We start from the raw sequence: 22877 nt of genomic DNA, 5'->3' as shown, positions 1-22877 counted from the left end.
CTGCTGCAGCTTTATCTCGAAGGTGTCGCCAGCAATAGCTCAGGCAACACCTGCGCGGCCGCCCCCATCAGCATCAACTCATTTGGGGCCCTCAGGCAAACGTCTGCAATGTTGACGTGGATAACTGTCGCGCCAGATGCCAGTGCGATTTCAGGAATATCCGCCGCAGGCCTGACCACTCCTGAAGTCCCCACGGAGATCAGGGTGTCGCAATCCCTTACGGCGGCCATAGCTGCTTTCCAGGCTCCAGCAGGCAGATCCTCTCCAAACCACACAACTCCAGGTCGGAGTTTCCCATTGCACCGTGTGCACCGGGGCGGCTCTACCCATTCTCCTTCTGCAGAAACCTGAAGCTGATCAGTTGTGATTACCGCCGGACGCTTGCAGGCAAAACAGATCGGATTCATCAAGCTGCCGTGCAAATGCACGACGTTCTGAGACCCCGCGCGCTCGTGCAGGTCATCGATATTCTGAGTGATGACCGTAACCTGTTTGCCGGTGGCCGCCAGTCGACTAATCGAAAGATGAGCGGCGTTTGGTTGGGCCTGGCCAGCTTGAGAGCGCCGCCACAGATACCAGCCCCAAACCAGTTGAGGGTTCTCTCGAAAAGCCTGTGCCGTTTCCAATCTTTCAGGGTCGTGTTTTTCCCAAAGGCCTGTGAGTTTGTCGCGAAATGTTGGAATTCCACTTGCCGAAGAGATGCCGGAGCCGGTGAAACACAAGACTTTTCGAGCGGCGCTCAAGGCTCGGATGGCTCTATCCCAATCGTTCATCTGGAGATTTTCGCGTCTGCAGCGTAAACGATCGGGGAGTGATAGCTGCTTTCGATTGAGGAGCTGAAGACTGGACCTGATGGGGATACGTCAGAATCTGATGATTCTTCAATCCGTCCAGCAAGGAGCATCTGGAACTGGTCTGGGTAATGACGCAGGAGAAACTTGGCGTCTTGGCGTATCCGTTCTGGTAACGAGGAATCTCGGGATAGCTCGAGCAGAAACTCTCCCGTTTGGATGACTGCCCGGGTACGTTCATTCGGCATGGTCATATTGAGGCCCTCTGAATCATCGCGCAGCAGCTCCTGCTCCGCAGATCTTCAGTTTAGCTCTCTAGGGTGGGTCTAAGAGCAAAACAGGCCGATCTGCATCATGCTCCCTCGATGGAAAGGCGACATTGATCATCGGGCCACATGTCGGCCCTTCACCTGGCTCCGGGCGTCTAAAGCAACGCCTTGCAGGCGCCCAAGATTCGACTATTGTGACATTTTTCTGGTTTTCCGCTGACTCGGTCCCATGAAAACCTTGTAAATTGGGCTTTTCATAGAATACAAACAGCAAGCAGAACGGCACTTGTTTACAAGTTATATAAATAGCGCTGTGTGACATGGACATGACGGAGGCGAAATGGCGAAGGATGCGGTAGCGAAAATTCTGGCTAAGAACGGCCCGATGCTGAGCAGTGAGCTCGCGAAGATCCTGGAATCTCAATACAACCTGGCTCCTACGGCCGCTCGCAAGCGGGTCGAGCGGGGCTGTGAAGATATGAGAAAGCTGAGCCACCTGATCTTTCCTCACCGTGCCCGCTTTGTGTATCTACGATCCGATTACGGCTCGCCGAAGTTTTTTTCCAATCTGATTGATGCTCTTCAGAAGACGAATAGCGCCTACTACTCAGCCCTCCAAGCCTTGAAAATGCGCTCTAACTTCATGCTGCGGTCTCATTTCCTTATCGCCTGTGGAGCGCCGGTAGCTCAGTTGAAACACGTCTCGGCCGAAAGCCTGCTTGAACGGTTGATCAGCGCGAGTCTGGTCAAGGAGGTAGCACTGCCGGGAGGGGATACATGCGTCGTGAGATGCGATCAAGAAATACCCCTACAGGACGGGATCACGCTGGCCAAACTCAAGGCTCGAAACATTGCAGAGCGACTGGCGCTGATCGCGGTAAAGGACTGGGCACGAAAATTGGGGCTGGTGAGCTACGAGGCCGTCAAAACCCGTGAGGACGATGGGCTAGAGAAGATGCCGCAGGTAGGTACGTTTCAGTGGGATATGGCGGGTCCATCATTTCTGTTTCCGATGCGTTCGTATTCTGAGGCTGCCGGCGTTAAGGGCGGATTTTTTGTCTGCGACATTGCTTTGAATGGACGGGCAACCGCAGAGGAACTGAGTGCATTCGTCAAAAAATGCGTGACGCTACGCAGCCTTTCAAAGGTAAGCCGCTGTCTCCAGGTTTTTGTAGCTGAAGAGTTTTCCACCGAAGCGTTCTCGCTCTTAAAAGCAGAGGGCATCATTCCTGCCACTACTGAAAGCCTTTTCGGCCTGGAGGTAGCCAGAGCCCTGAAGAGCCTGTGCTCATTGCTCGAAAACACGGCCAAGCTCTTGGACAGCCCTGAGTCACTGGATCAAGTTTTCAACGTGCTTTCGCGGATAGAGGGCGCCGGGTCTACTTTGCGAGGAAGTTTGTTTGAGTTCGCAGTTGCTCACATTGCCAAGTCCACGTTCCCGGGCGGCGATCCTGAAGTGAACAGGAAGGTTAAGGACAGCCTTGGCCGGCAGGCCGAAATTGACGTCTTGGTAGTCAGGAGGTATCAAGACGTGGTGTTCATCGAGTGCAAGGGAGTACATCCCTTGGGCAATGTAGATGACGCAGAAGTCGCCAAATGGCTCGACAAGCGCATTCCTGTGCTCCGGGAAGTGGCTAAGCATCATTCTGAATGGGGATATCTGCCGCAGCGGTTTGAAATCTGGAGCAGCGGTAATTTCACTCCAGAGGCGCTGCTACTGATCTCGAATAGAAACCTTGAAACCGATAAGTACGAAATCGTCGCCAGGAACGCGGATTACGTTTTCGAGCAGGTTATGGCAAGTCACGATGCTGGACTGATCCGTACCTACGAACAGCACTTCATCAACCATCCCATGAGAGAGGTTGAGTTGAGCAGGGACCGAGCTGCAAGGAAAGCCGAACGAGAAAGAAAGCGAGCCCGCATGGAACATAGGTCTTCACCTGCTTAGGAGTTGCGAGGACTCTCCAAGCCGAGCTTGATGCAACGAAAGCCGCTCGCAATATATTCAGATACAGAGAGCTGGTGTCGGTGAAACCCGCCAATTAACACCCATCCCCGACGGAGTCGTATGAACAGTTCTCCCGACTCGTAGGATGTATCTATGATGGGTAAATGCGATTAGCCACTTCCGCTGCGCTCATGGGAGCCAGTTGAGGCGCTACAAACGTGCTTCACCGTTACTTAACGATGACGTTCAGAAGGATGCTGGCTGGTGAAAATCAGAAAGATCGTGATCAAGAACTTCCGCGGAGTGAAAACGCTTGATTGGAATGTGCCAACCGCCGACATTTTCTGTCTCATAGGGAAAGGTGACTCCTCCAAGTCCACAATTTTGGATGCCATCCGTTACACATTCCATCCCCAGTGGAATCTGGCCCTCAGCGACTCAGATTTTTACCAGTGCAAAATCTCTGATCCCATCATCATCGAGATCACGATCGGACATTTGGCCGCAGACTTTTCCGCACTTAATAAATATGGGCTGTACCTTCGGGGTTGGGACGCGGCAGCTCAAAAGCTGCTTGATGAGCCAGACGATCATCTGGAAAGCGTATTGACCGCCCGGTTAACCGTCGAGAAGGACTTGGAGCCGAAATGGGCAGTGGTGTGCGATCGCAACCCGGACGGGGTGACCTTTAAACAGGCAGATAGAAACAAGGTGGGGGTTGGCCTCATCGGTGTCTTCAGCGAACGAGAGCTTTCCTGGGCAAACGGAACTGCTCTTGCCAAGCTTACTGCTGCGCAGAGCTTGAGCGAGCTATTGGCCAATGCATCGAGGACTGCCAGGAGTTCGCTCGATGTCGACCGGGCTGTCACCCTGACAAACTTCGATACTGCAGCAACCAAATCGCAAGAGATTGCGAAGCTCTTAGGTGTCCCTGTACTTGATGCCTACAAGGCCCATCTCGACTTGGCGTCCATCAACCTGAAAGTCGGTGGTCTTTCCTTGCATGACGGCGAAATCCCATTGCGCCAGTTAGGTCTGGGATCTCGCCGGATGCTTCAGTGTGGAATCCAGAAAGCAGGCCTGGAGGACGGCCATATCACGTTGTTCGATGAGTTGGAGTTCGGCCTCGAGCCCCATCGCATTACGCGTCTCATCAAGCACATCAGGGAGGACAAACGCGGGCAGTATTTCCTAACCACCCATTCTCCCATGGTGCTTCGCGAACTCACGGTGCAGGATCTTCATATCGTCCACAGCAAGGGCGGGGTCGTGACAATCGTCTCCGCTGCCGAGAAGGGCCTCGAAGAGCACGAGGTTCAGGGGAAGATTCGCTCTAGCGCTGAAGCGTTCCTGGCCAAAAAGGTCGTCGTATGTGAAGGCGCTACCGAGGTAGGTTTCATAAGGGGCTATGACGATCACCAGCTCGTGAATGGACAAGATCCATTGTCGTATCATGGTGTGGCGTTGCTGGACGCCAAGGGAGCCAGCAAAGTGAAGGGCATGGGCATTGCCTTCAAAAAGCTTGGCTATGACGTGTCGGTACTAGCTGATGGCGATGCCGAGAAGCAGTTCTCTGCCGCTGATGCTGCTGGGCTTGTTGCGATAGGAATTCCCACCTACGTCTGGAGCGACAAGCTTTCGCTTGAGGAGCGGGCTTTTGTGGATCTGCCCTGGGCTTCCGTAGTTGCCAGCTTGACGCTCGCCCAAATCGAACTCCTCTACCCGGTATACGATCAAGTGCGATCGCAGTATCAGGACGTATTGGACCCTGACATCAGCGAGTGGCGGGATAGCCCCAAGCTGCGGACTGCAATTGGTGCTGCAGCAAAGAGCGCGGGATGGTTCAAGGACACTACTAGAGGCGACCTGTGGTTCAAGGCGGTGAGTGCCGCATTCAACGATCCCGTGTTCGGCAAAACAAATCTCGCCGTAGAGTTGGGAAGGCTTTGGGAGTGGGCGAAGCGTGTCTGAAGACCTCGCAATCAAGCTCAACGACTGTACCTCCAAAGGCTATGTAATCGCGCCTGCGGGGTTTGGAAAAACTCATCTCATCGCAATGGCGGTGCGAGCGTCCGGTGGCCGGCAGCTTATCCTGACGCACACTTTTGCCGGCGTGAATTCGATAAAAACCAAAATGGCGGACTTGGGCGTTCGTGCTTCCCAGTTTCAGGTCGATACGATTGCTAGCTGGGCACTTCGACTCTGTCTGGCGTACCCGAAAGCATCTGGTTGGAAAATTGAAAACCCGACCAGCAAGCAGTGGAATAAGTTGTACGAGTGCTGCTCCCATTTGCTCGGAAAGAGGTTCATTCGTGAGGCGGTGTCGTCCAGCTACATAGGTCTCTACGTCGACGAGTACCAGGACTGCTCAGACGTACAACATGATCTCGTCTGCAACCTGGCAGAATTTCTTCCAAGCCGACTGTTGGGAGACCCCCTCCAATCCATATTTGATTTTGACGATGGCAAGCCCGTTGATTGGGAAGTCGCCGTCTACCCCGAATTTGATTGCTTGGGACAGCTGGAGGTCCCTTGGCGGTGGGTCAAGGCGAAGAGTCCGGAACTTGGCGAATGGCTCAAAGATGTGAGGCGAAAGATCGAGCTAGGCCAAAAGATTGATTTGCTGGCCCAGCTACCACCGAGCGTGATTCGTACCTACACCCAGCCCGAGTACCTCGCCGCTAAACAGTACACGGCGCTTTGTGGGATGCTGAACAATAATGAGAGCGTCATCGCTCTGCACGGCGGGGACAACCAGTCCAAGAATAAAACTCACCTCTTGGCGAAAACCATGGCCGGACGTTTTTCCTCAATCGAGGAAATCGAAGGTAAAGATCTGCATTCGTTCATCAAAAAGCTTGTTGCCGCCAAGACTGTTCAGGCGGGTTTTCTCCTTGTAGTGAAATTCGCGATGAAATGCCTCACTGGTGTACCCAGTGCGTTGACGGCCGGAACCAGACGAGGCGAAGTAACCAAGCTGCGTAGGACCACTAAATACCCTTTGGTCCTTCAAGCTGCAAATGACTATCTGACTGAGCCGTCCAGCAGCCATCTTAAGGCCTTCTTCGAAACGTTGAAGAGCAACCCTGGAACATCAGCCTATCGCCGTGACTTACTCTATCGTTTCTTGAACGTGCTCAAGATTCATGTTGATGGCCAAGCCACGACGCTCGTGGAGGCTGGCATTCTTTACCAGCGTGAGATGAGGCATTCGGGGCGGCCGATCAACCACCGCAAGCTGATTGGTACTACGTTGCTGGTCAAAGGCCTTGAGTATGACCACGCCGTCATTCTTGATGCCGACTCGCTTGATGCGAAGGATTTGTACGTCGCGATGACCCGAGGAGCGAAATCTCTCACCATCATCGGGACAGGCCGGCATATACCTACTTGAATGCCTATTCAGTTTTGGACATCTCGGATCGGTCTAGAGACCCATACGCGTATGGCCATCCTCGGTTATCTGCTTGCGTCAAATGGACATGCGCATGATGTATGTCGCCTGATCCTACAGAAGGGAAGAATGAGATTCTGGTCTCGACTCATTCTTTCCGCAGGCCAATATCAAAACGCAAAGCGCCAGGAGCGGGTGGCCCCATAGTGGTGGCGCACATTGCGCGTCGGCAATGAGTTGGAAGGCAAGACTGAGTTGTTCATCCATGAAACACACACGTTGAGCACGCTATAGGCCTAGCTCGACGCAACGAAAGCCACTCACAAGACATTTAGATACGTAGACCTAGTGTCGACCCAAAACGTGAGTTAACAAGATCCCGGACGGATACTACAACCAGTTCACCGACTCACTGAATGTATCTATGATGGGAGAGGCGTAGGCCACTCCCGCTGCGCTTCATAGGGCCAAGGAGGCGCTACCTACGGCACTAGCCCGTTTGCGGGCGCGGAACCCCATTGAAAAGGAAGCAAAAATGGTATCAGTTGGCCCGAAGCTTTTTCGTGCGCATTCAGCCAAGCACCTGTCAGGCGCTATGGGGGTAATCTCGAATCCAAATCTTCAGAGGGCAAGAAGACCCCGGGACATGCCGCTCGCTACTCATCAAATTTTGAACGAATGGTTCGTTGATCGGTTTGGCATTGCTTATCGAGAGAAAGCGCTTTTTTGTACGGGCGATGCCCTTACCGCGGCGGGATATGTTACAGGGGCTTCTTCGCTCATTTTAATTGAGCCGGTCGGAAATTACTCAGTTTGCTATAGTGCTAGATGTAAAGATTTGTTTGGGATTTATCAATTCTACTGGGGCACCTCTAACCCCAGCGCTCTAGAAATACGTTCACACATGGACTCTCTCGATTTTGTACAACATTATAATGATGGGCTAGTTGAGGCGGCCGCTAGCGGATGCGAGGTTATGCTAGTTGCTGAAAGTTTCCGCTACATCCGTTGCTAATTGCGCGAGAAATATAAATGGATTTTGCAGAAGCTAAGGTTTTTTCGGACAAACTTATAGCAGGCCAGGAGGTAGCAGGCTGGAAGCTGACAGGTTATTTATCGCATGGAAAATCGGCTGTTGTTTTGCATGCGCAGCATGCTGAGCGGGTAGCAGTACTGAAAGTATTTCACCCCGCTCTGACCGAGCAGTATGGTCGGGAGGCGCAGCAGGTAAGAGTCGATCGTGAACGGACTCTAATAGAAAAACGACACCAAAACATAGTAAATATCATTGACGCAGGCATGTGTGAAAATACAGGGCATTTCTTCGTCGCAATGGACGTTGCAGAGGGCCGGCCGCTGAGCGACGTTCTGCATTTAATCCCTCCTAAAAATATAGCAGTGCTAATCGAGCAATTAGCCAGTGCTGCTATGCAACTTGAACTGTGGGGTTTTACACATCGGGATATAAAGCCCAGTAATATTCATGTGAGCGAAGACTACTCTTCTTTAATATTGCTAGACTTCGGGGTTATGAAACCGCACGGCGACAATTCCGCTACACTTTTGCAGGTTTCAAAAGCTTTCATTGGGACGCATCAATACAGTCCGCCTGAGATGATACACGGTCGTGAGGAGAACTCGCTAAATGGCTGGCGAGCCATCACTTTTTATCAGATCGGCGCAGTACTACATGATATTATTGTCCGAAAACCTATTTTCTACGACGCGACTGGGAGACATGCTGATCTCGTGGTAGCCATAAACAACGAACAAGTCGTTGTGGTATCCGACGAAGTTGACAATCATTTGTGTAGTCTTGCGACCCGGTGTCTACTAAAAAACCCACTTGAAAGGCTTGAGTTGGTTCGATGGGAGGACTTTATGATCTCCGTTAATGAACCAATTAAACCATCGCTTGCTGCAAGAAAATATGCTCTACAACAACGGCTGAAGCTTAATAGTATTATAAACCGCGCGGATGTGCTCGAGAAAATTGAAAATCGTCGCTTAGATGAAATTAAATTAACCCAGACGGTGAGCTTTGCCAGAGCTCAGTTCGATGCTGCACTCGCCGAGCTAAGCAGTATCATGCCTTCAAGAGCGACAGCTATCAACGGGCATATATATCCTAGTCCAGCCATTACCTACTCCTTTGATCCAGCACCCAAGCTTGGTCTTAATACTAACTTTCGGTTTCAAATTGCGATAGAGATTTTCCAAGACCGGCAAACAGTAGATGTTTATGTCAGAGCATCTAAGGGGCTAACCGACACAGAAATCGGGTGGACTAAACTCGGACCTGCTCTAGAGAGTTTTGAAACGTTCTCCGACAAGTTTCAAGAGTGGATGCTTACGATAGTCGAAGAGTTGATTGCCGAATAAACAATGGAGGTTTAGCAATGTCTGGTACATGGTGGATTGATGAAAATGAATTACTTGATGAACAGATAAAGGTCCTTGAGGAAGATCTTGATTCAGACATAATCCTGAAGGGACCTCCCGGAAGCGGCAAGACAAACTTGCTCCTGCTTCGAGCAAATCACTTAGTGCTTGCATCGCCTGATGCAGAATTTTACATAGTTTGCTATACCAGCTTGTTGCAAAACTTTGTCCGCACAGGCGCGGGTCTTTACTCATTCCCTGAGAACCGAATTATAACTCAGCGTAAATTGCTGGAGCAGGTCCTCGGTGATCACGATTTCCTGCCACCGCGAATAGAAGGAGAGTCCTACGCCGAAAGGGATAAGACCCTAAAACTCGCAATGGCTGAGTTGATGAGCAGCGGCAATGGCCAGAACTCTTACCCTGTTATATTTATTGACGAGGCGCAGGACTATTCCAGTGAAGATTTGAACATATTCAAGTATCTGGCAAAAAACTTATGCTGCGCTGCCGATCTACGTCAAGGAATTTACGGGACTGGTTTATCCGGATCTCAGTGGCTTCAAGACTACAGTTGGGGGGCGTCGATTACCCTAAAGTATCACCATCGGGTCGCTCCCGCCATTCTTGACGTAGCCGATAAGATCATGGCCGGAAAACTTGGGCACACCTCCATGCTCGAAACTCATCAATATAAAGGTGACCCGGGCAACGTAGACGTTTCCGGTGGTATTAATCTGGATGCTCAAGTAAAGGCACTAATTAAAAAACTGGTTAAACAGTTAGCTGTCTACCCAGGCCAAACTATAGGCGTTCTCATTCCGCACCGAGATCGAGTCAAAGAAATTGTTGAAAAGCTCACCAAGGATCCGGATTTGACTGGCTTTGTTACTAACGCCATGAATCGTGAATTTGATCCAGCGCTTCCCATATGGGTAAGCACGGTCCATTCGTCTAAAGGTCTTGAATACCGATGTACGCATATCGTTTCTGCAGATGACTTTTCTGCTTTCAATAAACACGAGAGAAGAGTTGCATTCATGGCTGTTACACGAGCCAAAACTGCCTTAGACATCTATCACGACGAGCCTCTTCATGCTTTCTTCGCATCTGCGATCGCAAAACCTAACGTGGATAAAATTTCTATAAAGAACTTATTCGGAAAAAAAATATGAAAAAGTTTCGAAATGTCAATGTCGAAGCTGGCGAGCTGGTGCGTATTCTTTCACGGCCTGGAGAGCTGAAGGCCACATCTTATCCAATCAAAAATTCTGAGCTCGGAGACCCTTTATTACCTAATAAAATACGTATCCTATGGGTAGATGATAACAGCCTAAATAATGATGCTCCGTCCATAATAGTTGCTTCCAACGACGATATAAGTACTTTACTCCCAAGATTGCTAGCACTACCAAGTGCCGTGACACCCGTTACATCTGTTCTGAAAGTATGGGCTGTTGAAGATTTTGGATGTAGTAATCCGTATGAATTTAAGCCGCTTGATGCTACTAGAGCCTTGGGGTTTGTGGGTTTAATTATTGGTGAGCTCACATCACTTATAAGTTCGGAAGCCGATCTTCGAACCATGGGAATGGACTCTGTTCGTCGAACGTTATCATTCGTCTGTGCGCAAGCGATAATTAAAGGGTGGCAAGGTAAATCGCTTGCTAGTCTTGCGGAGCGTTGGTTGGAGGCAAGTGTACTAACCGAAAATGATGTTAACTTTGCTACAGTGAATAACATTGTTAATCTGTCAGATTTTCTATGGGCTCTTTCTGATAACATAGAAATCAAAGATGCTTCATCTGAAATGTTGGGCCATCAGATCCAAGTATGGCTAGAAAGGCAAACAGATTGGGGCCAACGTGATCTGCTCAAGCGCACAATTCCTGAGATCACTCGCGAGTTACGGGCCGTGAGCAGTCGAGAAAAAAGATATGATATAATAATAGAGGCTCTTAAGAGTTCTAATGATAAAGCTCGCAGCCCTTTAGAGCAGGGGTTTCTAATTAGCTTGATTGAGCCAGGCTCATTTGAATTTCTAGATCTTGCACGGAGTATGGATCCAGCGGGACTAGTTGTGGCGGCATATTGTGTTTTTGCAGTCATACTAGGTCGAGAGTCTGCACTTAGAAATTTCAATGGCTTTGGATGGGCCGTGTTGAATCAAGGACTTCAACTGAACGCCGAAATAACTGCGGATATTTCAGTTGCGGAGCTCAGGATTCTCCTCGATAGGCGACGGAATGCGCCTCTTCTATTTCGGACGCGCTCGCCGTGGCTCATTGACGTCGAACTTGCACCTATGGTCGTGGGCTGTTTCGCCAACGTCGCCAAACGAAAAGCTTCCTCACAAAGGACCCAAGAAACATCTGAAGCCGCTGAACGTGAAGAGGCGTTACGCAGTAGTCTAATGATAGCGATGCGTGCTTTAGAAGAGGCTTGCGGCATTGTTGAGGGCCAGCGCCTCCGCCATGACAGCACGCTAGGCAAGCCGCGAGGACGGAAGAAGTAGAGACTTCATGTGCTGTAGGTAGCACGAGAGGCCGATGATGCATGGATAAGGATTCCAGCCAGCCCTGAGTCGTTTATAAAATCATCGGGCTGTTCAGTCCCTATGTAAGGAGGCTGAAATATGGCCATCTGGTTCGGATTCGCGTTTGTGATGCCTGAAAAGAAAGCCGCGAAAGAACTGATCGGGCCGGATCCTGTGATCGTGATGGCTGCTGCAAAGTAATACGTGCGTTTCTTGCGGCAGAAATGACATCGTAGCTTGGTCGGTCAGTTACTCGACTGGACGTCCGACGGCTGGAGGGGACGTCCGACCTACCGCATCATGATGTTCGAGCTCGATACGTTGATCTTCATTTTCATATAGTAAAAACTATATAAATCAATGACATGAATATTACAGACAGTTTTTATTTAGTAGGCGGTGCGGCAAAGCCCTGGAATATCGGAGGTGCGACAGTTTTTATTTCTGCTTTGCCCACCCGCATGCCTCGTGTTTCTTGGGGCCGCTGCGACAGTTTTTATTTCGTAGGATCACAAACTATTAAAAATCGCAGCCTACGGTTGCGATTTTTTTTATCTGAATAAAGGACATGCAGCATGGACCGATTCCAGGAAATGCAGGTCTTCGCCGCCGTCGCCCAGGATCAAGGCTTTTCTGCGGCGGCGCGGCGTTTGGGGATGTCGCCGGCCAGTGTCACCCGGGCGGTGGCGGCGCTGGAGAAGCGCATTGGCACGCAGTTGCTGACGCGGACCACCCGCAGCGTGCATTTAAGTGAGGCGGGACAGCGTTTTCTGGAGGATTGTCGGAGGATTCTTGCCGAGGTGCAGGAAGCTGAGGATTCGGCGGCCGGCAGTCACGCACAACCTCGTGGGCAACTGACGATTACAGCACCGGTATTGTTCGGAGAGTTGTTCGTCACGCCGCTCACGGTCGGTTACCTCAATCAGTTTCCTGAAGTCACCATCAATGCGTTGCTCGTCGACCGGGTGGTGAGCATGGTCGAGGAGGGCATCGATGTGGCGGTGCGCATTGGTGAATTGCCTGACAGCAACCAGCATGCGATTCGTGTGGGCGAGGTGCGGCGGGTGATTTGCGCATCTCCGGAGTTTCTGGCGAAGCGCGGCAAGCCCCGGCACCCTAACGATTTAAACGGGGCGCCGATTATCGCCACCTCGTCCATTGGCCAACTGAGAACCTGGCCGTTCCTTGAGGCTGGGGAGCCTCTGAACGTTCGCCCGGAGCCGCGTCTCGTGGTCACGGCCAATCAGGCCGCCATTGCCGCCGCGTGCCTGGGACTGGGCTTGACCCGAGTCCTGTCGTATCAAGTGGCGAGCAAGGTCGCCGCCGGTGAGCTGGAAATCGTTCTGGCTGACTTCGAACTGCCGCCATTACCCATTCACGTGGTCTACCAAGGTGGACGCAAGGCGCCGGTGCGGGTCCGCAGTTTTGTGGACTTCGCGGTGAAGGTGTTGCGTGAACACCCGGCACTGGATGGCTGACGGGTTATTGCGCTGGCTGAAATAATGGATTGCGTTTTCTGGTTATTCTGTTGTTTTTGTTGAGAGGGGAAGATAGCTCCCATCGGCGCTGATCTTTCCTGAACGGCGCCTCTACCCAGCGGAGTCGACCATGCAAGCCATCAAACTCTACAACTTCCCACGCTCTGGCCATGCTCACCGTGTGGAGCTGATGCTGTCCCTGCTGCAACTGCCGACCGAGCTGATCTTGGTCGATCTGGCCAAGGGCGCGCACAAGCAGCCGGATTACCTGGCGCTCAATCGCTTTGGTCAGGTACCAGTGATTGATGATCAAGGCGTGGTGCTGGCCGATTCCAACGCGATCCTGGTTTATCTGGCGCAGAAATACGGCAATGGTCGCTGGCTGCCAACCGATCCGGTCGATGCGGCCAAGGTGCAGCGCTGGTTGTCGGTCGCTGCCGGGCCGATTGCCTTTGGCCCGGCGAGAGCCCGGCTGATCACCGTGTTTGGTGCGCCTTACAACGCTGAAGAGGTGATCGCTTACGCCCACACCGTGCTCAAAGTGATCGATGAGGAACTGGCCGCCACCCCATACCTTGTCGGCAACGAGCCGACCATCGCCGATGTTTCGGCCTACAGCTACATCGCCCATGCACCGGAAGGCAATGTGTCGCTGGACGACTACGCCAATATCCGCGCCTGGCTGGCGCGCATCGAGGCCTTGCCAGGGTTTGTCGCCATGCCGCGTACCGTCGCCGGCCTGCAAAAAACAGCCTGATGCTCACGGCCCGATTCAGTCGGGCCGTTCTTATTGCGCGATCAGCGCAGGGGAGAAGCCGGTATGGAACGTTCACCTTGGCACGCAGGCGAGAAACAGTTACAGGCCCACGTGGGTGTGGCTGAGCGAATGGACACATTAGGTCGTAGGGTGATTCGCGGCGAGATGCCAGATCAGCACCGCCAGTTCTATCAGCAACTGCCGTTCATGCTGTACGGCGCGGTGGATGCCGACGGCAACCCTTGGGCCAGCGTTCTTGAAGGGCCGCCGGGGTTTTCACATTCCCCGGCACCTGCGTTGTTGCAGTTCGACAGCCTGCCTGGCAGCGACGACCCTGCGCAATTGCAAGACGGCGCAGCGATCGGTCTGCTCGGTATCGAGCTGCACTCCCGGCGTCGCAACCGTATGAATGGCCGGGTCGGCGCTGTCACCGCGGGCGGCTTCGGGGTGACGGTGGAGCAATCGTTCGGCAATTGCCCGCAATACATCCAGTTGCGCCAGTTTCGTTCGGTGCCCTTGGCGGATCCGGCAACCCGTGTTGCGCAGCACCTCGATGGGCTGGATGACGCGGCCCAAGCCATGATCGCCGGCTCCGATACCTTCTTTGTCGCCAGTTATGTGGACGTCGACGGCCAACGCTCGGTGGATGTTTCTCATCGCGGTGGCCAGGCCGGTTTCGTACAGGTGGAAGGTAATCGCCTGACCATTCCGGACTTCGCCGGCAACCTGTTCTTCAACACCTTGGGCAATCTGCTGATCAATCCTCGGGCCGGTTTGCTGTTCATCGATTTCAATACGGGTGACCTGCTGCAGCTCAGCGGCCGCGCGCACGTCATCCTCGAAGGTCCGCAAGTCGAAGCCTTTCAAGGGGCCGAGCGGCTGTGGACTTTTGAGGTGGAGCGCGTGGTGCGCCGACCTGCGGCGCTGGCCTTGCGCTGGCGCTTTGACGGCGTATCACCCACCAGTTTGCTGACCGGCACCTGGGATCAGGCAAACGCACGCCTGCAAGCCAAGGCCTTGGGCGATCACTGGCGGCCGCTGCGGGTGGCGCGCATCGAACAGGAAAGCCACAGCATCCGTTCGATTTATCTGGAGCCGGCCGATGGAGCCGGGTTGCCGCTGTTTCAGGCCGGGCAGCATTTGCCCCTGCGATTCCACATTGCCGGCGACGTGCATATCCGCACGTACAGCCTGTCGAGCGCGCCGTCCGATGACTTTTTTCGCATCAGTGTGAAGCGTGAAGGCCTTGTGTCCTCGCACCTGCATGAGCAGATTTGCGTCGGCGATGTGCTGGAAGCCCGCGCGCCCCAAGGGCATTTCACCGTGGCGCCCAATGAGCGGCGGCCGCTGGTGCTGTTGGCGGCGGGTGTCGGCATTACGCCGCTGCTGTCGATGGTGCGTGAGGTGGTGTATCAAGGCCTGCGCACGCGGAGCATCCGCCCGACGTGGTTTTTTCAGAGTTCGCGGACCTTGGCCGATCAACCGTTTCGTCCGGAGCTGGACCGCTTGCTGGATGGCCTTGGTGATGCGGTGCGCGTGCAGCGGTTGCTCAGTCAGCCGGAGCCGGATGCCCGCGAGGGTGAAGATTTCGACCTGACCGGGCGCATCGACGGCGACCTGCTCAAGACGATGCTTGAGGTGGAGGACTACGACCCAGTGGACTTTGTCCTCTGCGGCCCGGGCAGTTTTACCCAAGCGCTTTACGACACCCTGCGGAACCTGGACATCCGCGACTCAAGGATTCATGCCGAAACCTTTGGCCCGTCGACACTGCGCCGCACGCCGGACCCGGACGCCGTGGTCATCGAACAACCCCCGGCCGCCACGGTTTCGGTGCCGGTCGTGTTCCAGCGTTCGGCCAAAGAGGCGCGATGGCAGCCGGAGGGCGGCAGTTTGCTGGAGCTGGCGGAAAGCCGCGGGTTGCGTCCGGAATTCAGTTGCCGTGGTGGCTCCTGCGGGACCTGTAAGACCCGTCTCATCAGCGGGGCAGTGAGTTATCCACAGCCCCCGGCGGAAGTGCCCGATGCGGGAGAGGTGCTGATTTGTTGCGCAGTGCCGGCGCAGGGTTCGCAGCCGTTGGTGCTGGATCTGTAACCAATCGGGAATGCACAGGATATCCCTTGTGGGAGTGAGTTGGCTCGCGATAGCGGTGTGTCAGCCAACTTCAATGTTGAATGTTAAACAGCCTTCGCGAGCAAGCCCGCTCCCACATTGGTTATGCGTAGGAGAGGGATTTTTCTTCCAGCAGTTCTTCATACAGCTCGGTCCACTTGCGGCCCATTTCGTCGGCTGTGAATAGCTGCCGATACCGCGCCTCAGCCTTCACGCCCATTGCTGCCGCACGCACCGGGTCTTCCCACAACGTGCGCATCGCTTCACGGAACGCCTGTGGATTACTCGGCGGCACCACCAGCCCGGTTTCGTTGTGGATGTTGATGTAGCTGGTGCCGGTACCGATTTCGCTGGAGATCATCGGTTTGCCGTACATCGCGCCTTCGAGCAGCGAGATGCCGAACGCTTCGGAGCGTAGATGCGACGGAAATACCACCGCGTAACTCAACTCCAGCAACGCTACCTTGTCTTCGTCACCCAAGCGCCCCAGGAAGTGCAGATTCTGCAAACCCAAGGCCTTGGCCTGAGCATGCAGTTCGGCTTCCAGCGGTCCGGCCCCGACGATCACCACCGGATAATTCAGCCCTTGCATCGCGTCGAGCAGAATATGCAGCCCCTTGTAATAGCGCATGACGCCGACGAACAGAAAGAACCGGTCACCCACCTGTTTACGCCAGCGTTCAGTACGTGCAGCGTCGGGCTGTGGATAACCTGACTTGTCCAGCCCGTAGGTGATGACTCGGGTTTTCTCGCGGTAGTCCTGAAGCACATCGCTGGTGTGAAAGTAGTTGGGGGAGGCCGCGACGATTCGGTCGGCGCTGTCCAGAAAACGCCGCATCAATGGACGGTAGAGTTTGAGCAAATGGCGCTGGCGAATGATGTCCGAGTGGTAACTCACCACGCAGGGTTTTTTAGTGGCGCTGAAAAAATGCACCAGGTCCATGAAGGGCCAGGGGAAGTGGTAATTGACCACGTCCGCCTCAGCCGCCAACTCACGAAACTGCTTGAAGACGCTGTAGGAAAAACCGGTGGAGGCCATCTGAAAATCCATCCGGGCCTGATGAACCTGATGATGACGGATCTGTATCGCGTCAGGTGCCGGGTTGTTGCTCAACGTCAGTACCGTACTGTCGACCGAGTGGCGCGCGCCGCTCTCGCAGAGTTGAAAAATGACCTGTTCGATGCCACCCATCGAGTCGGGCAGATAGGTTTTATAAAAGTGCAGTACGCGCATATCAGTCTCCCATAGCCTGGCGGTAAGCGCGGGCCGTGGCCTTCGCGCAACGCTCCCAGGAAAAAAGCTTCGCTTGTTGCAAGCCGGCTTCGCGACAGACCTGCCAATGCAGCGGGTCGTCGATGAGCCGATTCATGGCATCGCGCAAGGTGTCTGGATCGTCCGGTGCTATGTAGTTGCCTGCGGCGCCCGCGACTTCCGGCATGGCCGAATGCTCGGTCAGAATCACCGGGGTGCCGCTGGCCATGGCTTCCAGGACAGGCAGGCCGAACCCTTCGTACAACGAGGGAAAGATCAATGCCCGGGCGCCGGCCAGCAGCTGTGCCAGCGCTTCATCGGGCAGATACCCGAGCAGGCACACATCGCCGGTGGCCAGGGCTGCGCGCAATTCATCACTGAATTGTTCGCCTTGCCAACCGGCCATGCCGGCGATCAGCAGTGGAAAACGCTGGCGCACGGCTTCCGGCAATCGGGCGTGGGCACGCAGGGCCAGCGTCAGGTTCTTGCGCGGCTCAAGGGTACCGACGCACAGGAAGTATTCCCGCGCCTCGACGCCGTGAGTCTTGAGCACCGCGTCGATGGCTTCAGGTTCCCGCGGGTGGAAACGTGCGGCCACGCCCAGCGGTGCGACGACAAAACGCTCGGCCGGCAGCGCGAAATACGCTTGGGCTTCGTCGGCAATGTACTGCGAGTCGGTGAGAATCAGACTTGCCCGTTGCACGCCGTCGGCCAGCCGTCGTTCGATTTCCCGCAAACGCGAAGGGGGTTGCGTCTCAGGGTAGTGCAGGTGCGTCAGGTCATGCAGGGTGATGACCGTCGGGCCGTCGAACGACAGCGGCCACAGGCTCGGTTCGTGATAGAGGTCGATGGTCTTCAAGCGACCCTGATCGAAGCGTTTCTGCTCCAGCCAGCGCCGTGCCTGATATGCCCCCGGAATCTGTCGCAGCAACGGCGTCAGTCGCGAATATCCGGGCATCGCTGCTTCCGGCAAATCCGAACTCCAGCCCCAGCCGTGGAACAGTGCGAGTTCGACATCGGGTTCACTCGCGAGGGCGTTCGCCAGTTCGGCGACGTAATGGCCGATACCGGTGCGCGGGGCTTGAAGGATCCGGGCGTTAAGGGCAATTCGCATGTTGCCTCTCTTGCACGACCGGCGCGTCTACCAGATTGCGCAGGGTGCGTTCGGCCAGTTGCGCACTGGCTTCACGCCAGCCGATCCACTGCCAGTCCGCCACGCTACGGGCGGCCGGGAATTGCCCGGAGCGTTCGAAACCGGTGACCAGGTCAGCCAGGCTTTGCGGCTCGGCGAGGTCAAAGTACGCCATGAACTCGCCACCGATTTCACGGAAGATCGGAATGTCGCTGCCCATGGCCGGCAAACTGCGCTGCATGGCCTCCACCAGTGGCAAGCCGAAGCCTTCAACCCAGGACGGAAACACCAGCGCGCTGGCGTGGGAATAGGCGTGTTCGAGGCTGGTGTCGCTCAGGTCGTTGAACATGAACAGGCGTTGATTCAGTTGCGGGTGATTGCGCACGCGGGCGAGCAGGGCGTCGCACTTCCAGCCGATGCGCCCGGCGATGCACAGCCGGGCTTGCGAGCCAGAAGCCCAGGCGCGTTCAAAGGCGTCGAGCAGGTAGTCATGGTTTTTGCGCGGTTCGATGGTACTGACCATCAGGAACACCGGCTCCGGCGTTTCGAACAGCCGTGTCAGGCGCGGCTCGACGGCGGCGGTGACTTCACTCAGGTCCAGTTCGGAGCCGAGATGAAAGTAATCGAACCACAGCGCATTGGCTTTGGCCGGCCCCAGCCGCCGCTGCAATTCTTCACGCACCTGATCGCGCACCGTGGCGGAGATCGCCACGTAGCCGTCTGCGGTTTGGGTGATCCAGTTGAACCACTCGTTGAAAATCTGCACTAGCCGCGTGTCGTAGAACTGTGGGTGAGTCAGCGGAATGAGGTCGTAGATCACCGAGACAATGCCCACGCCTTCACGCTTGAGCTGTTCGGCAAACGGGAAGAAATCGCTGTGCCAGGAAGAGTCCAGCAACACCAGTTGATCACCCGGCTGATGCTGCAACGGCGAGCAGCGTTTGGGCAGTTGATACTGGTTGATGGCGTCGATCAGCCGCAACGGAATGCTGAAACAGCCGATTGCCGTGAGGCGGTAGGCCACGTGCAGCAGGCGCTTGACCACTCGCGAGTGACTGCGATTGTGCAAGCGTTGATGCAGTTGCCAGAAACGATGAGCCAGCCGCTCCAGTCGCCCACCGAACGTCATAAGGCCGTCGAAAAACGGGATGTTCAATGTGCCCAGTTTCAGCACCCGGTAGAGTTTGCCCTTGAGCATCACCACCGGAATGCACTCGACACCGTCGACGCTTGCCGGCAGTTGATTGATGACGTTACGCACCACCCGCTGAATGCCCGAATTGACCTTTGGGTGCAGGAACACGTGGGTGCATTCCACCAGAAGACGCGTCATGGCGTGTGCTCCGAAACAGTCGCCTCGGAGCGGGTAATGGTGGTTTTCGCCGCCAGCCACGAGCAGCCGACGAAGTCTTCATGTCGGTTGTTGATGACATGGAACACCAGCCCGTAATCGCGCCATTCGTAGTTGCGATCCAGATGCGAGTCCAGGCGCGACAGGCTCAGGGACACGGAATAGTTGCCCTTTCCAAGGCCCATGACGAAGGAAAAGCGGTACGTGTAGCGCTCCCCTGCGTGCAGATCGGTCAGGGCCTTGTCCTGACGATGGGTGTTGATGCCATACATCATCTGACCCAGACGGTCCTTGAGTATGAAACCGAGCACCAATCGCTCGATGTCCTGACGGACTTCGACCTCGACTTCCAGCACCACGGCCTGACCGACCTCGGCGGCGTCGATGGAGCGTTCATTCTCGTCCAGCATCCGCACACTGAGGATGGCTGCTTCACCGGTGCCGGAAACAGTTTGCACTTCCCCGTCCGCGAGCATTTCCTGACGCACGATCTGGCCTTCACGCTCGGCCATCAGGGCGTTGTAGTAATCCAGGACCGCTTCGGGTTTGCCGTACATGGCCATGCAGCCGTCTTTGAGCAGGATCGCCGAATCGCAAATCGACTGGATGGCCGAACGATCATGGGAAACGATCAGCAGGGTGGTGCCGGCCTTGCGGAAGCTGCGGATGCGTTCGAAGCTCTTGTGCTGGAAGTAGGCGTCGCCCACGGAGAGGGCTTCGTCGACGATCAGGATGTCCGGACGCCGTGCGGTGGCCACGCTGAACGCCAGGCGCATCTGCATGCCGCTGGAGTAGGTGCGCACCGGATGGTCGATGGCTTCGCCGATTTCTGCGAAATGCTCGATATCGGGCATCAGCTCTTCAATCTCATCGACCTGCATGCCCAGCAGTTGCCCGGCCATGAATGCATTCTGCCGGCCGGTAAAGTCCGGGTGAAAACCCATGCCCAGTTCCAGCAGCGCCGCCACCCGGCCTTCGAGTTCGATCTTGCCGCAGGTAGGTTGGGTGGTGCCGGTGATCATCTTTAACAAGGTGCTTTTGCCAGCGCCGTTGGCCCCGACGATGCCCACCGCTTCACCTGGGGCAATCTCGAATTCGACGTTTTGCAGCACCCAGTGCTGGTGGTGGCGCAGGGGCGAAAACGGGATCAGCCACTCGGCCAGTCGGCTCCAGCGGGTCGGGTATTGCTTGTAGGCCTTGCCCAGGCCGGTGACGCGAATATGCCCCATCAGAGTTCATCCACCATTTCACCGACGCGCTGGCGAAACAGACGCAGCCCGATCAAACAGAACACCACGCCAGTGACAAAAATCGGCAGCAGTGAACTCCAGACCGGCCATTGCCCATAAAGAAACATGTTTTGATAGCTGACGATCAGGTTGGTCAGGGGGTTGAGCTGCAGCAGGCGCTGAACCCAGTCCGGCAGGATGCTCATCGGGTACACAATGGGCGTCAGCCAGAACCAGAATTGCAGGCAGATGCCGAAGAGTTGCCCGACATCCCGGAAGAAGACATTCAACACGCCGAGTATCATTCCCAGCCCGGCACAGAACATCATTTGCAACGCCATCAGCGGTATCAACGCCAGCAACGCCATGCCCGGCCAACGGCCGGTGATCAGTAGAAAGCCCAGGAACAGGCCCATGATGATTGCGAAGTTGATGCCCGCGTTAAACAACACAATCACCGGCAGACAGACCCGCGGGAAGCTGATTTTCTTCAGCAGGTTGGCGTTTTCCAGAAACATGTTCTGGCTGCGCAGGGTGATTTCCGCAAAGAGTCCCCAGGCGAGCAGGCCGCCGCACAGGTAAACGCTGTAGGCCATGCTGTCATCCACGCCAGGCAGGCGCGCGCGCATGATGTGGGAAAAAATCACGGTGTAGACGATGATCATCGACAGTGGATTGAGCACCGGCCACAGGGCACCGAACAGCGAATTGCGGTAACGCGCCTGAAACTCACGCTGGACGCTGCCGAGGATGAACCCTCGGTAGCTACGCAGCGTGCGGTATAGGGAAAGCAGCATTCAAACCGTCCTGCCATATTGGTCTTCGAAGCGAACGATATCGTCCTCTCCCAGGTATTCACCGCTTTGCACTTCAATGATCACCAGGTCGATCACGCCCGGGTTTTCCAGGCGATGCTTGTGACCGGCGGCAATGAAGGTCGATTCGTTCTTGGCCACCAGGTGGGTGCCGGTGCCGTTGTTGGTGACCTTGGCCATGCCTTCGACCACCACCCAGTGTTCATTGCGGTGGTGGTGCATTTGCAGCGACAGCTTGGCGCCAGGCTTGACCACGATGCGCTTGATCTTGAAGCGCGGGCCTTCCTCGAGCACGGTGTAGGTGCCCCAGGGCCGGCTGACCGTGCGGTGCAGGCGATAGGCCTCGTGCTTTTTATCCTTGAGCTGCTTGGCCACCCGGCGCACATCCTGCGCGCGATCGGCGTGGGCGACCAGCACCGCGTCGGCGGTGTCGATGATGATCAAGTTATCCACACCCACCGCGGCCACCAGCCGGTCTTCGCTCTGGACGAAGTTGTTGTGGCTGTCGACGAACACCGCGTCACCGCTGGCACGGTTGTTCTGCGCATCCGCGGGCACCAGCGCGGCCACCGCGCCCCAGGAGCCGATGTCGCTCCAGTCAAAACCGGCGGGCACCACGACCACTTTGTCGGAGCGTTCCATCAAGGCGTAGTCGATGGAGATGTCAGTGATCTCGGCGAACAACGCCGGGGACAATTCCTGCTGCAGGCACCCGGCCGTCTCCACTGGGGCGCTTTGCGCCATGCAGGTTTGCGTCTGCTCCAGCAGGTCGGGGGCATGGATCTGCAATTCGGCCAGCACGGTCGTGACCGAGAAGCAGAACATCCCCGAGTTCCAAAGGAACTTGCCGCTTTCCAGGTAATGGGTGGCGGTTTGCAGGTCCGGTTTTTCGACGAAGCGCTGGACCTTCGCGGCGCCTTTTCCGTCCAGCGCCGCGCCGGTCTCGATGTAGCCAAAACCGGTCTCCGGGGCAGTCGGCACCACGCCGAACGTCACCAGGAAACCATCCTTGGCCAGTGCCACGGCGTGTTCGACCGCAGACTGCAAGGCGTCTTCGTTGAGGATCAAATGGTCGGCGGGCATCACCACCATGATCGCGTCATCGCCGTGCAGGGCTTGCAGTGACAGGGCGGCGGCGGCGATGGCCGGGGCCGTATTGCGGCCTGTCGGCTCCAGCAGAAAGTGCCCGCGATGGCGACTTAGCTGCGCCTCCTGATAGTGATCCTTGCTCTGGAAGTAGTAGTCGCGGTTGGTCACCGTGACGATATCGCCCCAGCCATCAAGCAGGCCGGCCGCTCGCCGATAGGTTTTGCCCAGCAGTGACTGACCGTCGGGCAGGGTCATGAACGGCTTGGGATGGCCCTCGCGGGACACCGGCCACAAGCGAGTACCGGCACCGCCGGAGAGAATCACAGGAATCAGCATGGC

Annotated in this window: 17 protein-coding genes; 9 read left to right on the top strand and 8 right to left on the bottom strand. The window is 55.5% G+C overall.

Annotated features, from left to right (window positions below; genetic code table 11):
* Positions 1-11 precede the first annotated feature (11 nt).
* Entirely contained in the window at positions 12-773 is a 762-nt protein-coding gene (locus ACA068_RS29555; RefSeq protein ID WP_497306630.1) for an SIR2 family NAD-dependent protein deacylase, read from the bottom strand.
* Positions 770-1039, bottom strand: coding sequence for a BPSL0761 family protein (locus tag ACA068_RS29550; protein WP_497310685.1), 270 nt, complete (start codon positions 1037-1039; stop codon positions 770-772). Before ACA068_RS29550 ends, ACA068_RS29555 begins: the two co-directional genes overlap by 4 nt.
* A 361-nt stretch (positions 1040-1400) precedes the next feature.
* Between ACA068_RS29550 and ACA068_RS29545 the strand changes: the two genes are divergently transcribed.
* The 9 genes from ACA068_RS29545 to ACA068_RS29505 all read left to right on the top strand — a co-directional run bounded on the left by ACA068_RS29545 (position 1401) and on the right by ACA068_RS29505 (position 15652).
* Positions 1401-3011: a hypothetical protein gene (locus tag ACA068_RS29545; protein WP_497306628.1), complete on the top strand. Its 1611-nt coding sequence runs from the start codon at positions 1401-1403 to the stop codon at positions 3009-3011.
* A gap of 264 nt (positions 3012-3275) precedes the next feature.
* On the top strand, positions 3276-4982 hold the full coding sequence (locus ACA068_RS29540; protein ID WP_497306626.1) for an ATP-dependent nuclease: 1707 nt from the start codon (positions 3276-3278) through the stop codon (positions 4980-4982).
* Entirely contained in the window at positions 4975-6405 is a 1431-nt protein-coding gene (locus ACA068_RS29535) for a UvrD-helicase domain-containing protein (RefSeq protein ID WP_497306624.1), read from the top strand. Before ACA068_RS29540 ends, ACA068_RS29535 begins: the two co-directional genes overlap by 8 nt.
* Before the next feature lie 1032 nt (positions 6406-7437).
* Positions 7438-8787 (top strand): protein kinase domain-containing protein, encoded by a 1350-nt coding sequence (locus ACA068_RS29530; protein ID WP_497306622.1) that lies wholly within the window; start codon positions 7438-7440, stop codon positions 8785-8787.
* A 17-nt stretch (positions 8788-8804) separates the two neighbouring features.
* A complete protein-coding gene (locus tag ACA068_RS29525) occupies positions 8805-9962 on the top strand; it encodes an ATP-binding domain-containing protein (protein ID WP_497306620.1) in 1158 nt (385 codons plus the stop codon).
* A complete protein-coding gene (locus tag ACA068_RS29520) occupies positions 9959-11302 on the top strand; it encodes a hypothetical protein (RefSeq protein WP_497306618.1) in 1344 nt (447 codons plus the stop codon). Before ACA068_RS29525 ends, ACA068_RS29520 begins: the two co-directional genes overlap by 4 nt.
* Positions 11303-11898: 596 nt before the next feature.
* Complete coding sequence (locus ACA068_RS29515) at positions 11899-12801, top strand: LysR family transcriptional regulator (RefSeq protein ID WP_497306616.1); 903 nt, start codon at positions 11899-11901, stop codon at positions 12799-12801.
* Positions 12802-12931: 130 nt separating this feature from the next.
* Positions 12932-13558, top strand: a complete 627-nt coding sequence (locus ACA068_RS29510; protein ID WP_497306614.1) for a glutathione S-transferase family protein — start codon at positions 12932-12934, stop codon at positions 13556-13558.
* Between the two features lie 63 nt (positions 13559-13621).
* Positions 13622-15652 (top strand): pyridoxamine 5'-phosphate oxidase family protein, encoded by a 2031-nt coding sequence (locus tag ACA068_RS29505; protein WP_497306612.1) that lies wholly within the window; start codon positions 13622-13624, stop codon positions 15650-15652.
* Between the two features lie 121 nt (positions 15653-15773).
* On the opposite strand, the gene ACA068_RS29500 is transcribed toward ACA068_RS29505, so the two are convergent.
* Genes ACA068_RS29500 through ACA068_RS29475 form a run of 6 tightly spaced genes read right to left on the bottom strand, consistent with a single transcriptional unit; the run spans position 15774 to position 22874 of the window.
* Positions 15774-16904 (bottom strand): glycosyltransferase family 4 protein, encoded by a 1131-nt coding sequence (locus tag ACA068_RS29500; protein ID WP_497306610.1) that lies wholly within the window; start codon positions 16902-16904, stop codon positions 15774-15776.
* Position 16905: 1 nt separating this feature from the next.
* Positions 16906-18036 carry a glycosyltransferase family 4 protein gene (locus ACA068_RS29495; RefSeq protein ID WP_497306608.1) on the bottom strand — a complete coding sequence of 377 codons (1131 nt, stop codon included), beginning with the start codon at positions 18034-18036 and terminating at the stop codon, positions 16906-16908.
* Positions 18020-19387, bottom strand: a complete 1368-nt coding sequence (locus ACA068_RS29490; protein WP_497306606.1) for a glycosyltransferase family 4 protein — start codon at positions 19385-19387, stop codon at positions 18020-18022. The genes ACA068_RS29495 and ACA068_RS29490 overlap by 17 nt, the downstream gene beginning before the upstream one ends.
* Positions 19384-20634: an ABC transporter ATP-binding protein gene (locus ACA068_RS29485; RefSeq protein WP_497306604.1), complete on the bottom strand. Its 1251-nt coding sequence runs from the start codon at positions 20632-20634 to the stop codon at positions 19384-19386. Before ACA068_RS29485 ends, ACA068_RS29490 begins: the two co-directional genes overlap by 4 nt.
* Positions 20634-21431, bottom strand: coding sequence for an ABC transporter permease (locus ACA068_RS29480; RefSeq protein WP_497306602.1), 798 nt, complete (start codon positions 21429-21431; stop codon positions 20634-20636). The genes ACA068_RS29485 and ACA068_RS29480 overlap by 1 nt, the downstream gene beginning before the upstream one ends.
* Positions 21432-22874 (bottom strand): mannose-1-phosphate guanylyltransferase/mannose-6-phosphate isomerase, encoded by a 1443-nt coding sequence (locus ACA068_RS29475; RefSeq protein ID WP_497306600.1) that lies wholly within the window; start codon positions 22872-22874, stop codon positions 21432-21434.
* Positions 22875-22877 lie beyond the last annotated feature (3 nt).

It is taken from the genome of Pseudomonas sp. LBUM1660, assembly GCF_059695935.1.
The sequence above is the reverse complement of the archived record's forward strand: the minus strand, read 5'-3'. Positions and strand labels throughout refer to the sequence as shown.

Excerpts from the sequence above, each read along its gene's own strand:
- ACA068_RS29485 (WP_497306604.1), bottom strand. The coding sequence starts at position 20,634 with ATGGGGCATATTCGCGTCACCGGCCTGGGCAAGGCCTACAAGCAATAC.
- ACA068_RS29495 (WP_497306608.1), bottom strand. The coding sequence starts at position 18,036 with ATGCGAATTGCCCTTAACGCCCGGATCCTTCAAGCCCCGCGCACCGGT.
- ACA068_RS29550 (WP_497310685.1), bottom strand. The coding sequence starts at position 1,039 with ATGCCGAATGAACGTACCCGGGCAGTCATCCAAACGGGAGAGTTTCTG.
- ACA068_RS29480 (WP_497306602.1), bottom strand. The coding sequence starts at position 21,431 with ATGCTGCTTTCCCTATACCGCACGCTGCGTAGCTACCGAGGGTTCATC.
- ACA068_RS29525 (WP_497306620.1), top strand. The coding sequence starts at position 8,805 with ATGTCTGGTACATGGTGGATTGATGAAAATGAATTACTTGATGAACAG.
- ACA068_RS29475 (WP_497306600.1), bottom strand. The coding sequence starts at position 22,874 with ATGCTGATTCCTGTGATTCTCTCCGGCGGTGCCGGTACTCGCTTGTGG.
- ACA068_RS29505 (WP_497306612.1), top strand. The coding sequence starts at position 13,622 with ATGGAACGTTCACCTTGGCACGCAGGCGAGAAACAGTTACAGGCCCAC.
- ACA068_RS29490 (WP_497306606.1), bottom strand. The coding sequence starts at position 19,387 with ATGACGCGTCTTCTGGTGGAATGCACCCACGTGTTCCTGCACCCAAAG.
- ACA068_RS29555 (WP_497306630.1), bottom strand. The coding sequence starts at position 773 with ATGAACGATTGGGATAGAGCCATCCGAGCCTTGAGCGCCGCTCGAAAA.
- ACA068_RS29515 (WP_497306616.1), top strand. The coding sequence starts at position 11,899 with ATGGACCGATTCCAGGAAATGCAGGTCTTCGCCGCCGTCGCCCAGGAT.
- ACA068_RS29530 (WP_497306622.1), top strand. The coding sequence starts at position 7,438 with ATGGATTTTGCAGAAGCTAAGGTTTTTTCGGACAAACTTATAGCAGGC.
- ACA068_RS29510 (WP_497306614.1), top strand. The coding sequence starts at position 12,932 with ATGCAAGCCATCAAACTCTACAACTTCCCACGCTCTGGCCATGCTCAC.
- ACA068_RS29545 (WP_497306628.1), top strand. The coding sequence starts at position 1,401 with ATGGCGAAGGATGCGGTAGCGAAAATTCTGGCTAAGAACGGCCCGATG.
- ACA068_RS29500 (WP_497306610.1), bottom strand. The coding sequence starts at position 16,904 with ATGCGCGTACTGCACTTTTATAAAACCTATCTGCCCGACTCGATGGGT.
- ACA068_RS29520 (WP_497306618.1), top strand. The coding sequence starts at position 9,959 with ATGAAAAAGTTTCGAAATGTCAATGTCGAAGCTGGCGAGCTGGTGCGT.